Raw genomic sequence first — 12,854 nt, 5'->3', positions numbered from 1 at the left:
TTTTTGTGATGGAGGGCTTTTAAACGGAAAATGGGGCTACACGGGGACACGATAAAGGCACTGCATCATGACGGACTTTTTCATTATTCTTCCCAATGAATACAACCTACCGGACATGAAAAAATGGCATCTTCGATACATTCCTCCGCCCCTCCCTCAGGAAGAATCACTTCTGCTTTTTCCTCACTTTCATCAAATGCAAAAATATCAGGGCACATATCAATGCAAGTGCCACATCCAATACATTTTTCCGTTTCGATGATGACTTTTTCCCTCATCTGGATGATCTCCTTTCTTTAGTGAGTACAAGTACATACACTATTCAGAATTTAAAAAAAGGTCTTTACGGGTACCGATGTCCGGTAACGGTAAAAATCGTTTTACAGTCATGCGGACGAAATGTATAAAAGGTTACGATGAATAAGGGATTGGGCTCGATCATAACTTCGGCCATATTTCCGTACATATCGCTTCGGAGTCCCGCCCGTTCCCGGCATCTTTTCCCCGGATCACGCTGAAGAAGCCGGGAATGGGCGGGACGGAGGCCTCGACCACGTGGCCGAAGATATGATCGAGCCCCAGGGATTTTAAAAAATCCCTGGGACCGGCGAAAAAGTCAGGCGTTTGGGACCGGGGTGTTCCGGACAAACTATTCAGGCGACCCTCATCAAATTATTTGACGGCTTCCATCAGGTATGATAGTAGATTTATTTATTGTCTATATGGGGATGTAGCTCAGCTGGGAGAGCGCGGCGTTCGCAACGCCGAGGTCAGGGGTTCGAGCCCCCTCATCTCCACCAGATAAAATAAATGACGCTGTGGCCTTTTGAACAAATCATAGTGGGTCGATTCAGCGCAGGATCTGAATAAACTTTCCTCGCATTCGAAAGCCGATGTCTCTTTAGTTTCACTCAATGCGGCGCATTTACTTTTCCCGTACCTTGATTCGAATGGCCTTCACCTCTCAGACAGAATTTCAGAATTTTGGGATTTCGGATTGTTCGACTTCCGGTTACTGACGGATCGGATTTTTGAAACAGCCTTTTCATCTGAAACCATCGCACTCCAGAGACCTTCAAAAAACGCCCTTGCATTGGATCCGATCGACCGGGTTTTGTATCCACCTTCCTGAACCACCAGCGTCGGCAGATGCATCCGGCCGATTTTCCCGCCAATTTCCTTAAAATCAGAAGCCATAAGGCTCCAGGAGCCGGTGGGATCTCCTTTGGCGGTGTCGAGTCCGAGACACACGATCAGAAACCTGGGGGCAAACTGACGGATGCGGATCAAAGCCCTGTCCAGCACCCGGATATACTTTATTCCGTCCATCTTTTCAGGCATTGGATAGTTTACATTGTATCCGGTTCCGTTGCCCTCGCCCCGTTCATCGGCAAATCCGCTGAAATAAGGGTAAGCGATAGCCGGTCGGCCATGTATGGAGACCGTCAGCACATCGCTTCTTGCGTAAAAAATCATCTGCTGCCCGTTCCCATGGTGGTAATCGATGTCGAGCATGGCCACATTTCCGTATTCACTCAGATACTGGGCGGCAATAGCCGAGTTATTGAAATAGCAGAATCCTCCAAAGGAGCGTATTTCCGCGTGGTGACCAGGCGGCCTGACCAGGGCATATGCCAGGCGAATGCCCTCCAGAATTTTGGTGGCACCCGTCAGCGCGCAATCGACCGCCCGCCGGGCCGCCAGAAATGCGTTCCGGTTCAGCGGAGTAAAGGTGTCTATGCAGTAGTAACCTGCGCGGACAGCCAGCTCCATAGGAGGACGGGCCTTGTTTCTGATGGGAAATACGTAAGGATAAACCGATGATCCCACTGCCATTTTCTCAGTGACCCGCTTGAAATAGCGGACATAAGCCGGATCATGGACAGTTACGATATGACGATCGGGAAATTCCATGGGAGGGATAGCGGCAAAAAGCCGGGTACGCTGCAGCGCCTCGAGAATGGAACGGATGCGAACCGGAGCCTCGACGTATCCGCGCTCCTTTACATGATGGATATCATGACGGTCGTTGACCACCAGCGCAATGGTAGTCAGCCGGTTTAAAACCGGGTGGGGTTCCTGATCAGAGGCTTTGACATATCTGGGCATACGGATATGAACCGGGTCATCTCTGAAGGATTTAACCACCGCCTGAACATATTCTGGGCTGCAGACCGATTTATATTTTCTCTGAAGAATGGCCTTGACGACCTTTCGGGCGAAGTCCACGTTGAGAGGTTTCTGCTGTCCGAGATCGTCAAATACCAGATACGGTGGATTATCCCCGCCCGGGTTCACCGGAGTCTCATAGCCCGTGTTATCGATCGGGCGTGCGCCAAACATTTCATAAAATCGAAGCCTCGCCTTATTTTCCTTGAGCATCCCGGGATTCCGGCAAAGTTTCGGATCATCCGGCAGACATTCAAAAAACAGCCCCCTAGCATGCATCAGGGAAGCCTCTTCACGAACCCGTTCATAAAGCGCGGCCCCGATGCCCCGGCCGGGAGCGTTTTTGTTTGTCGCCAGAAAATCCAGGTAGCTGAACTGCATCTGCGGCTCGTTGGATAAAAGGGCAAACCCCAGCACCGTTGACACCCCTTCCGCAATATATAAAATAGACTGGAAATCATATTTGAAGGGGTTACGAAAAATATCCGGAATTCTGTCGATCTTGGCCTGACTGAGCCCGATGAACTGCGTTGACAGTATCGTACGAACCTGTTCCAGGGCATTTTGGTTTCTGTCGTGGACATCATCAAAAATTCGTCTGATGCAAAACATATATGATCACTCCTGAAGGATTTAACGCATTGGCGATTGCATAGCGGTTGCCCACTATATTTGCAAAGAGTTTTTCCAAAAAAACGGCTGATTCGCCATTATTTTTTTTATTGTATCTGATTCGGCAGAATACTTCCATGTCCATTTTACAGACAATGAAACGGCATCGAAATAAAATTCATCTGGCGTGCGCAACCTGTCAAAAAAATTAAACATTTTTTTGTGCACTTGCGCCTGGTGTGAAAAATCTATAATATTTTGTATTTTTAAAATACGTGGGGCCTGACGCCCCTGTTTTTTCCGGTCGTGACTGACCCTCACCACCCGGCTATTCTCGCCGCCGGTGAGCTTGTCGATTCGCTTTCCCGCATCGTCGCCCCGGAACAGGATCTGATCCCCGTGTTGTTTGGTGATGTTGTTCAGACAGATCATTATGCGCAGACTCCGGGGAAAAGGTTATGAACTGACACAGAAGCGGAATTACGGCAAGCGGAATGTCAGAAAAAAGGGCTTGATCATAACTGCGGCCACAATGTCACGGGGTCCGCCCCGCCCATTGTCGGCTTCTCCAGCACGATCCGGGGGATACCGTGGCCATGTCGTACGCCGGCAATGGGCGGGACTTCGAGGCTACGCACAGCAAAATATGGCCGCAGTAATGATCAAGCCCGAAAATTAAAACGTTTTTTGTAACGGCAATTCCATGTAAATTGGGTTGCGGGCACGGCCCGCGTTAGTTTTCAAACGCAGTCATATAATGTCAATCTGTTCTGTTGACAAGCTCTCAGGCATACGTCGCCAAAGGCCTCAACCGTTCATGGAGCCGTATCCAGTGATACAGATTCATACGGGCATTCAGGCACGCTGTCTGCCGGCGCTTTCTATACCGACTTTGCAGAAACCCGACGATTACAGTGCGGTTGAAGCATATAAGGCGCTACCAGGCTGTTGGCGGTGGTGGTATTCATCGAAGGAGGCACCACCTCAACAAGAGAGCCCCGAATACCCGGAAATGCAGCCGGGACAGGTTCTCCTGAGGGCGCATCCGTCTTTTTGATCTGACGTGTCAGCCAGCCGGATTTATGCGGCGTCAACAGGGCAAACGGCGTTATCCAGGTCAGACCGATCATCCAGAAGATTCCATACAGGTAGGCCAGCAGACAGTCACTGCTTCGGCGTTTTAATGCGTAGAGCACGGCTGGAAACGATGAGCCGATCACAACCCCGACCAGGATATTGACCCCAAACACCGTCGGCTGCCATACAAAACAGATCAGGGTCACCGCCAGAAGGGCCTGGGATTTTGTCAAGGAAAGCAGCTGCAAAATCAGATTGATCCGGGCACCCAGCATGGATTCTGTACGAAACCGCCGGAATATAAAACAACTCATGACAATCGATTCCCGGATATTGCTTCGGGCCCACCGCAAAAACATCCTGCACAGGTTATTGTAGCCAACCGGCACATTGGTATAGACGATCGCATTCTGCTGGAAGCGGACAAAATGCCCTTCCCGAAGAATCAGATTGGTCATCGCGCGGTCTTCACCGATGTTTGCCGGTTTTCCGAAAAACGTCTGCCCGAGCCATTCTTCCAGAACATTCATGACAATCGAACGACGATATGCGGACAGAGCCCCCGGCGTGCACATCACCGTGTCAACCATGCTCTGGCTGGCTCGCATGAAGTCAAAGCTGAATACAAAGATTATATCGAGCATTCGCGGAATGATACCCTTGTGCCGGTTAAGCACCCGGACATTTCCGGCTACCGCTCCAACGCGTTGATTTTGCACAAAGGGGCTGACCAGTTGCCTGAGCGTCTGCCTGTCGACCACCGAATCACTGTCCACCGTCACGAGAACTTCGCCGATGCTTTTCTGAAATCCCGCATAGAGCGCGTGTCGCTTGCCACGGTTTACCGGCAGTTTTATGGTGAGAATCCGGCCGGTGAGTTCCCTTTTAGCCGATTGTATCCAATGCCAGGTATCATCTGCGCTTCCATCATCAACCGCGATAATTTTCAGCTTTTCCGGAGGATAGTCGTTGGCTGCAAGACTCTTCAAGGTCGCCAGTACCTGCTGCCCCTCATTGTAAGCGGGAACCACCACCGTACATACCGGAAGCTGCGCATCCAGACAAGCCGGCGCAGGCCGGTAACGGCACACAAGGTATAATCGCCACAGAAAGGCCGCCAGGCTGACCCCCAGGAAAATCTTACCCCACAGCAGAAACCAGCTTCCCCAGGCATTCTGGTTCATGAACTCATGGGTAGATTCAATCCGATCAAAACTCATGATGGCAGAAAGGATGACCACTCCGATTGATACAAAAATTATAAATTTGATTAAAAATTCCGGTTTCGTATGAACCGGATCAGGAATTTTTTCAAAACGCCTTACCGCTGTTTTTTCCCCCTGAGCACAGCCGGTTCCGGAGAACCTGGTTACCGGCAATCGGCACTGGGGTTTAGTTATATGAGTTGTCATATGATTATCCTCGATTTAACAAAATTTAATGTTATTTCCATGTTCGATAAAGGTTTTCTCTTCCGACCTGATCATGGGACGGATTGTTTTACTGCCGCCTCAGAATAAAGTCAACAAGGAAAAATTATACCTCCTTAATTGTTTATTAAAAAAGATTTCAGTATGTTACAAGCTTATAAAAAATATCCAGACAGGTAGGGTCGCCCTTCCATGAAAAATATTCATACCGCCCGTTTCGCTCGAGGCATTGAGAACGCAAGGTAAAAAACAGTTCCGGGTTGCATGAAATTTTTTTAAAGGTCGCTTTTGAATATTGAAACGTACGCTCTGAGCTGTATCCAGAGAGTTGCTTTGAAGCGAATCAATTGAATTTCAATATGATAGTTTAGTTCAGCCCTTGAGACCGGCTCATTCAGGTTAAATGGATTTGGCTGGCTACATTTTCAACAGTGTATTTTGAAATTTATAAAGTCGCAAGGAAAAAACTCTCATTTTTTAAATTTTTCTCAATTTTCGCCACAATTCCCGATGATTTTTCAGATGAGATTTTATAAACGATTTTAATATGGAGGGGGGGGGGGCAGCACCTCATCGATACGGTTAATGGCCATGGCGCTCATATTCCCCGGCATACGAGCGTTGAGCCGCCCCTGCCACTGGTCACTGCTGCAGGTAATCATCAAATTTCCGGAGGCATTTCACCATATTCGCCCGGCCGAATCCGATGCGAAAATTCGGGCATGAGGCATCATACAATGTTCCCGGAAGCAGCAGCACCCCGGCACGGGTAACCAGATCATGACAAAATTGATCGACGGCCCCTTTCCTGAGGGATGGGAAGGCGATCGGACCGGCCTTTGGCGCTGTCCATTGAAACATATCCGGATACTTCTGAAAAAACCGGTTCAGGGCAGCCAGATTATTTTTGAGCCTGTTCAGATTCCGGCTCAAAATCCGATTTTTGTGTTTTAACGCAATCATCGAAAGAAACTCGGCAGGCGCGCTGTTGCAGATCGTGGTGTAGTCCTTGAAAGAGGCGATTTTTTCATATGCCTGCCGATTGCGCGTTGCAATCCAGCCGATCCGAAGCCCGGCAAGTCCGAAAGCCTTAGACATGACCCCTAACGCGACACCCCGGTCATCCACCTCACAGATTGACGGCAGCCGGTCCTGCGCATCATATTCAAGAAAACGGTATACCTCGTCAGAAAAGATCATGAAGCCATGTTTTTGAGACAATTCCACCAATTCGGCAAAGGCATCAGACGCCATGACATATCCGGTCGGATTGTGAGGGCAGTTGATCACCACCAGCCGGGTATTGGGCCGGATGTTTTTTTTCAGGACAGCCAGATCCAGTGCCCAGTCGCTGTGCTCGTAAGTTTTCCATAACGTCGTTTCACAGCCCAGAGACGCTGCCACCTCCATCAGGGACTGGTAGCACGGATAATGCACGATCACGTGATCGCCTTTTTGTAAAACGGCGTTCATGGTATTGAATATCGCCTCCTCGGCACCGGTGTGGACCAGTATCTGATCCGGGCTGATCCCCGGATACAGCGCGGCGATCTGTTCCCGCAGCAAAGGAGCGCCTTTGCTCTGCGTATAGCCGAGCCATAATTTTTTAAGCTCGTCTTCAGCCCCCGGCTCCATATCGAGAACATCACCTATAGACAGGGATTCACAATCCGAGCAGCATAACAGATGCGGTGCATTGAATTCATATTCCGCAAAATATCTTTCCAGTTTAAATGGCTCAATCTGCATAAATAGTCCCCCCCTGAAGAAAATCCGATATTACCGCCCTTGCGGGCGGGCTGAAGCGCATGAGGAGCACCTCGTTTGAGGCAAAAGCCAGGAAGCAAAAAGCAGGCTTGGTCATAACGTCGTGAGAACCGTTTCGGCCGTTCCCGGCTTCTCCAGCACGATACGGGGCAACGGCCGGGACTTCGAAACTACACGTAAGAGAGAATATGGCCGCAGGTATGATCAAGCCCCAAAAAACTTTTATCTGCTAACCCCCTCAAAGGAACAAAGCTTCCGCCCCTCAAACGCAACGGCCCTCCGTCTGTAACCTGCTGATAAAATATTCTTCACCTTTACGCAGGTAACGCCTGTATTTCAAAAATGAAGTTCCATGGCAGTTGCCCTGCCGGGTTTTACTCACCCCGGGATGCACACGATATCATATTGCTCTCCGGTCAGGGATTTACCCCCTTCCGGGGTTACTTCAAAGGTATTTTCAACCCCTGCCATGCCAATTCCCCGGATTCCGATCTTGGGTTCAAGTGCCAACACCATCCCTTCTTTCAGCGGGTGATCAAACCCCTTTGCCAGTACCGGAAATTCATCAATTGCCAGACCGATGCCGTGACCGACAAAATCGACCTTGTTTCCTCCCAGCGCCATGTATCCTTCGGACCAGCCGGCTTTTTTTGCCCAGGCAGAACAATGTTCCCACAGCTCTGCCGGAATGGCCCCGGGTTTCAGATTCCGGGCAAGCCAGTCCTGCACATCGATACAGAAGTCCTGTGCTTTTCTGACCATTGAAGGAATGCTGTCCTCCCGCCCCAGCCAGTATACCTGGGTTTTATCTGTCTGATACCCGTCGAGCATGAATCCGACATCGCAGACCAGCGGGGCACCCTGCTCCCAGCTTATCTGCTGTGAACCCATATGGGGGACGGCAGGGCTTACCCCCCGCAACCCGACCGGTCCATTATAGACACTGGGGTAATTCGCGCTTTCACCAACTGAGATATGGCCCAGAAAAACCTCTTCCCCGTATTTTTCCATTCTTAAAAGTCCCTGATGCTGCTCTGAGAAAAAAACTTTCCAGACGGCATGCGCTACCTGGGTTTCAGTCATGCCCTCAGACAAAAGCTCAGGAAGCAATTGCCGCAGGCACTTGTCATGTTTTGCCCCGGCCTGTCTTATTTTATCCAGTTCCCATGCGGACTTGACACTCCGGGTCATGGACAGCACCATATCGGCCCTGACAAAATGCCGGTCAGGAAGATCCTCCTTGAGTTTCATTCCCAACGTCCATGACAGAGCGTTCATTTCCACCCCAACGGTTTCTGCCAACGGGGATCCGGCATTTTTAAGGATTTCGATAATTTCCCTGTAGCTTCGAAACGGCACGATGGTTTCGACGGGTGATTCCAGACGGGCCCGTTCCAGTCCCCGCCTGCAAAGCAGCACCGGACTGCCTTCCATCGGAAGCCAGAACAGGCCATTTCCAAACGTGCCGGTCAGGTAGTAAATGTTCAATCGGGAAAATACCAGTATGCCACCGGCATCACTGAATTGCTCATGAAGCAGCGCACGGCAGCTTTGCCACCGGCATTGAAGCTCTGAAAAAGGGACCATTGTCATGAATCTTATCTCCTGTCAAACCCTTTCCGGGATATCATCTCATTCCATTATTCTAACGGGTTACTCGTTCTGTGATTGACTGGATACCACATATTGAGATGAAATTCCCCAGAATTTTTTGACAAATTCATAGTCCACGACCATTTTATCGATATGCGTATTGTGCTGCTTTTACCGTTCGATGAAGCCTTCCATCCGTTGGTGGATGTTCTCCGTTTTTTTCATTCATCAGACTGCTGTCTTTTTTTCCTGCCACGGCCAACATAATTTGCCTGCCACCTTTCCTGCGCCCCACTGCCTGCGCAATCGACAGGGTATTAAACTGAAAAAGGGCGTTCCCTCACAATTTAAAGGAACGCCCTTTTTTAATACGGTAACCGAAAGCCGGCCCGTCCCGTGCTACTCTACCTTGACATTGACTGCCGTAGGCCCCTTTTGGCCCTGCTCGACATCAAAAGTAACCCTGTCACCCTCCTTGAGAGACTTAAACCCGGTCCCTATGATTGCAGAATGGTGTACGAATACATCCGGTCCGTCTTCCTGCTCGATAAAACCAAAACCCTTGCTGTCGTTAAACCATTTCACAGTACCCTTAGCCATGAAGTGATGTTCTCCTTTCCATTAATTCTTCATGAATTCTTCATGAATTCAATTTATTAATCGCAGTTTAAGTAATTTTTCGTTCTGTTGTCTATAGGAAAAAGACCTCATTTCCATAGGAAAATCTCCTGATACCCGGTATTGCAGGAAGCCGTCAAACTGATTCCGGTTATACCGTGTTAAGAAATTGAGATTGTGGCGGTAAGAGCTACACTTCCTGCAGAAAATAGCTATATGTGTGACAATACATGCGTCTAATCTTTATCCGGTTTTATGCGAACGGCCATACCGAGCTTCTCTATTTCATAAGGTGTCTTTACGTATTCATCCGCTCCGCTTATCGACTCCGCAGCATTCTATATCGCCATTTTCCGGACCTGAATCCGGCGGTTTTCGACCCAACGGCCGCTTTTCACCAGCCAGATACCCGGTACTCCACGCGACTTGCAGATTATATCCACCCGTCGGGCCATCAATATCTAAAATTTCTCCGGCAAAATATAGATTGTCTATTATTTTTGACTTCATTGTTTTTGGATCGACTTCTTTCAAGTCAACTCCGCCTGAAGTTACAATCGCTTTTCCAAAACCGACAAGCCCTTTAACGCTAAGCTCAAATTCGGTTAAAAGTTTAATTATTTTTTTTCTTTCAATTTTTGTCACTTCATTTACTTTTTTATTTTCGTCAATTCCGGACAATTCAATAATAACAGGGATAAGTTTTTTAGGCAGCAGTTTATTTAAACTGTTTTTAAATTGTTTGTTTTTTTGTTCTTCGAAATCCTTCAGGATTCTTTTGTCTAAAATCGGGTAATCAAGGGCAGGTTTGAAATTTATTTTTATTTTTAAATCTTTTGTTTTGTTTTCACTTACTTTTTTACTCAGATCCAATACTACCGGGCCGCTTAAACCATTACCCGTAAAAGATGCTTCACCAAAACGAGAATCAAGTTTGCGTTTTTCCCATAAACTTACTTCTACATTTTTCAAACTTAAGCCTTCAAGTTTTTTGACTATTTCTTCTTTAACAATAATAGGGGTAAGGGCTGGCTTTGGCGCTACAACCGTATGCCCTATATTTTTAAGCCATTTGTATGCATCACCGGTAGAACCCGTCCCGGGGTAAGATTTCCCTCCTGTTGCAAACACAAAATTATCAGCGAAAACTTCTTCTCCATTTTTTAAAATAATTTTTTCAATTTTTTTTGCATTACAATTTTCGCTACTGATAATTATTTTTTCTACTGAACTATTGAATTTAATTTCAACATCGTTATCTTTTAAAAATTTTTTTAAACATTCTGCAACATCTTTGGCATTATCTGAGACAGGAAAGACTCTCCCGCCTCTTTCCACTTTTGTTTTAAGTCCGTGACTTTCGAAAAAAGCCACTGCATCTTTGTTTGAAAATTGATTTAAAGCAGAATATAAAAATTTTCCATTTTTCCCATAACTATCTATTATTTTTTTCAAATTCTCTTCCGCATTTGTAATATTACATCTGCCCTTCCCGGTAATTGAAAGCTTTAATCCCAGACGTTCGTTTTTATCAAGTAAAATAACACGGAAGCCGAATTCTGCTGCATGTCCTGCCGCGATCATTCCAGCTGGTCCGCCGCCAATTACTGCTAAGTTGTATTTATTGTTTTTCATAAATTAAATTCTCTTATCAAAGGCAGGTGGCCCCGGGTGGAATCGGGCTACACACAGCAAAATATGGCCGCAGTTATGATCAAGCCCCAAATTTCAGCCGTCCCGCGGTAGTGCGGGGTTAATGGCAGAGGTTTCAAACGACAAGACCAAACCGCAGCCTGGCTCAAACGAGGCATTGAATATTGTCTTTCCTGGTATGGCGTTTTGAGACTCGGTCTTTGTCATGTAGCAGGTCAACTCACGCTTGTCCAGCAGCATAATTTACCGGTCCCCGTTCTGCTGGTATGACAAATTCGCCATTAAGGAATGGGCGCCCATAAAAAAACAAAAGGCTGTAATCAATTCTGATTACAGCCTTTATTTTTTTATGGTGCCGAAGGGGAGACTCGAACTCCCACCGGAATACTCCGACTAGACCCTGAACCTAGCGCGTCTACCAGTTCCGCCACTTCGGCACAAAAAACAATTAATTGCTCAATTAACCAGAAATCTATACTTTCTTTAGCCGGAGATGTCAAGAATGAAAATTTTAAAAAATAGAAGCGTATGATCTGGAATTTCCGGATAAAACATGTTACCTCATCTGGTCCGCCGCGTCAGGCGGTGTAACGTCTGGAAAAACGGACCGGACCCAACAATCGAACCCAGTGAACTGCCGGGGAAAAATGGAACATCGCTTATTAATTGTATCGGTTTTTATCATCACCTATATCCTGATTACCGTTCAACGAATTCCGGGGCTGCGAATTGACCGGCCATCCGGAGTAACCATCGGCAGCACCCTGCTGCTGCTCACCGGGCTGGTGACTGTCCGTGAGGCCTATTCCTTTGTCGATTGGGACGTTATCACCTTTTTACTGGGGATGATGGTCATCATTGCCTATCTTGAATTTTCCGGTTTTTTTGAACATACGGCATTGTGGCTGGTCAGGATTTCCCGTTCAACGAACCAGCTGCTGGCCGCCACCATCGCCGTCTGTGCCCTGCTGTCCGCTTTTTTTGTCAATGACACGGTCTGTCTGCTTTTCACCCCGATTCTGCTCAAAGCCACATCCTATCTCAGGCTCAATCCCCTGCCCTATCTGATTGCCATTGCCACGGCCTCAAATATCGGCTCTGCACTGACCATAACGGGAAATCCGCAGAACATGTATATCGGGGTCCAGTCAGGCATGGCCTTTCTCAAATTCATCGGGGTCATGACCGTTCCGGTTGTCGTCGGACTGGTGGCCGATTATGCCGTCATCCGGTGGCTGTTCCGAAAAGATATTCATAACCGGCCGCTGACTCCGGTTGCCATCGACGAGATTCCGCCCCTGAAAAAACGCCTCATGATAAAAACGCTCATTGTACTGGGAGGCGTCCTGATACTTTTCATCTCCAGGACCGGCTATCCCCTGGCCGTACTGGCCGGTATGTCGGTTATCTTCCTGATCGGACGCGTTCCCCCGCGGGAGGTTCTCGTCAACGTGAACTGGACGATTCTTCTTTTTTTTGCCGGGCTGTTTGTGGTGATGGGCGCCTTTGAAAAAGCCGGTTACATGACATCCATCTTATCATTTACCTCGAAATATTTTATGGACAACAGTCTGGCAAGTCATCTTGGTCTGGCGTGTATCACGGCATTTCTCTCCAATATCGTCAGCAATGTACCGGCCGTCATTCTGATCCAGCCCGTGGGAAGTCATTTCGGCTACAGCGACAGCTTCTGGCTCCTGCTGGCAATGGCCTCCACCTTTGCCGGAAACCTGACCCTGATCGGTTCGGTCGCCAACCTGATTGTGGCGGAAAAAGCCAGTTCGATGCATATCGATATGGGATTTATGGATTACCTGAAAGCCGGGCTGCCCGTAACTTTGATAACACTGATATTCGGAACCTGGTGGCTGTATGTTATTCTGTAAAAGAATGCTGGCAGATATACAGGAAAAATGATTGGCTGAGCAGACACGG

Annotated in this window: 9 protein-coding genes and 2 tRNA genes; 2 read left to right on the top strand and 9 right to left on the bottom strand. The window is 48.0% G+C overall.

Annotated features, from left to right (window positions below; all coding sequences use genetic code 11):
• Positions 1 to 83: 83 nt before the first annotated feature.
• Entirely contained in the window at positions 84 to 278 is a 195-nt protein-coding gene (locus tag PHQ97_04390) for a ferredoxin (GenBank protein ID MDD4391974.1), read from the bottom strand.
• A 446-nt stretch (positions 279 to 724) separates the two neighbouring features.
• On the opposite strand from PHQ97_04390, the gene PHQ97_04385 reads away from it, so the two are divergent.
• Positions 725 to 800: transfer RNA gene (locus PHQ97_04385), tRNA-Ala, on the top strand.
• A 157-nt stretch (positions 801 to 957) separates the two neighbouring features.
• Here PHQ97_04385 and PHQ97_04380 read toward each other — a convergent pair.
• The 8 genes from PHQ97_04380 to PHQ97_04345 form a co-directional block, all read right to left on the bottom strand.
• Positions 958 to 2,781, bottom strand: a complete 1,824-nt coding sequence (locus PHQ97_04380) for a histone deacetylase family protein (protein MDD4391973.1) — start codon at positions 2,779 to 2,781, stop codon at positions 958 to 960.
• Between the two features lie 54 nt (positions 2,782 to 2,835).
• A complete protein-coding gene (locus PHQ97_04375; GenBank protein MDD4391972.1) occupies positions 2,836 to 3,213 on the bottom strand; it encodes a hypothetical protein in 378 nt (125 codons plus the stop codon).
• A 449-nt stretch (positions 3,214 to 3,662) separates the two neighbouring features.
• Positions 3,663 to 5,270 carry a glycosyltransferase gene (locus tag PHQ97_04370; GenBank protein ID MDD4391971.1) on the bottom strand — a complete coding sequence of 536 codons (1,608 nt, stop codon included), beginning with the start codon at positions 5,268 to 5,270 and terminating at the stop codon, positions 3,663 to 3,665.
• Positions 5,271 to 5,930: 660 nt separating this feature from the next.
• Entirely contained in the window at positions 5,931 to 7,037 is a 1,107-nt protein-coding gene (locus PHQ97_04365; protein MDD4391970.1) for an aminotransferase class I/II-fold pyridoxal phosphate-dependent enzyme, read from the bottom strand.
• A gap of 396 nt (positions 7,038 to 7,433) precedes the next feature.
• Positions 7,434 to 8,648 carry a Xaa-Pro peptidase family protein gene (locus PHQ97_04360; GenBank protein MDD4391969.1) on the bottom strand — a complete coding sequence of 405 codons (1,215 nt, stop codon included), beginning with the start codon at positions 8,646 to 8,648 and terminating at the stop codon, positions 7,434 to 7,436.
• 399 nt (positions 8,649 to 9,047) lie between these two features.
• A complete protein-coding gene (locus PHQ97_04355; GenBank protein MDD4391968.1) occupies positions 9,048 to 9,248 on the bottom strand; it encodes a cold-shock protein in 201 nt (66 codons plus the stop codon).
• 324 nt (positions 9,249 to 9,572) lie between these two features.
• A complete protein-coding gene (locus PHQ97_04350; GenBank protein ID MDD4391967.1) occupies positions 9,573 to 10,901 on the bottom strand; it encodes an NAD(P)/FAD-dependent oxidoreductase in 1,329 nt (442 codons plus the stop codon).
• A 368-nt stretch (positions 10,902 to 11,269) separates the two neighbouring features.
• A tRNA-Leu gene (locus PHQ97_04345) sits at positions 11,270 to 11,356 on the bottom strand.
• A gap of 210 nt (positions 11,357 to 11,566) precedes the next feature.
• Here PHQ97_04345 and PHQ97_04340 point away from each other — a divergent pair.
• On the top strand, positions 11,567 to 12,805 hold the full coding sequence (locus tag PHQ97_04340) for an anion transporter (GenBank protein MDD4391966.1): 1,239 nt from the start codon (positions 11,567 to 11,569) through the stop codon (positions 12,803 to 12,805).
• Positions 12,806 to 12,854 lie beyond the last annotated feature (49 nt).

It is taken from the genome of Desulfobacterales bacterium, from assembly GCA_028704555.1.
In the GTDB taxonomy this organism is placed as follows: Bacteria; Desulfobacterota; Desulfobacteria; order Desulfobacterales; family JAQWFD01; genus JAQWFD01.
The sequence above is the reverse complement of the archived record's forward strand: the minus strand, read 5'-3'. Positions and strand labels throughout refer to the sequence as shown.

Excerpts from the sequence above, each read along its gene's own strand:
- PHQ97_04390 (MDD4391974.1), bottom strand. The coding sequence starts at position 278 with ATGAGGGAAAAAGTCATCATCGAAACGGAAAAATGTATTGGATGTGGC.
- PHQ97_04380 (MDD4391973.1), bottom strand. The coding sequence starts at position 2,781 with ATGTTTTGCATCAGACGAATTTTTGATGATGTCCACGACAGAAACCAA.
- PHQ97_04375 (MDD4391972.1), bottom strand. The coding sequence starts at position 3,213 with ATGATCTGTCTGAACAACATCACCAAACAACACGGGGATCAGATCCTG.
- PHQ97_04370 (MDD4391971.1), bottom strand. The coding sequence starts at position 5,270 with ATGACAACTCATATAACTAAACCCCAGTGCCGATTGCCGGTAACCAGG.
- PHQ97_04365 (MDD4391970.1), bottom strand. The coding sequence starts at position 7,037 with ATGCAGATTGAGCCATTTAAACTGGAAAGATATTTTGCGGAATATGAA.
- PHQ97_04360 (MDD4391969.1), bottom strand. The coding sequence starts at position 8,648 with ATGACAATGGTCCCTTTTTCAGAGCTTCAATGCCGGTGGCAAAGCTGC.
- PHQ97_04355 (MDD4391968.1), bottom strand. The coding sequence starts at position 9,248 with ATGGCTAAGGGTACTGTGAAATGGTTTAACGACAGCAAGGGTTTTGGT.
- PHQ97_04350 (MDD4391967.1), bottom strand. The coding sequence starts at position 10,901 with ATGAAAAACAATAAATACAACTTAGCAGTAATTGGCGGCGGACCAGCT.
- PHQ97_04340 (MDD4391966.1), top strand. The coding sequence starts at position 11,567 with ATGGAACATCGCTTATTAATTGTATCGGTTTTTATCATCACCTATATC.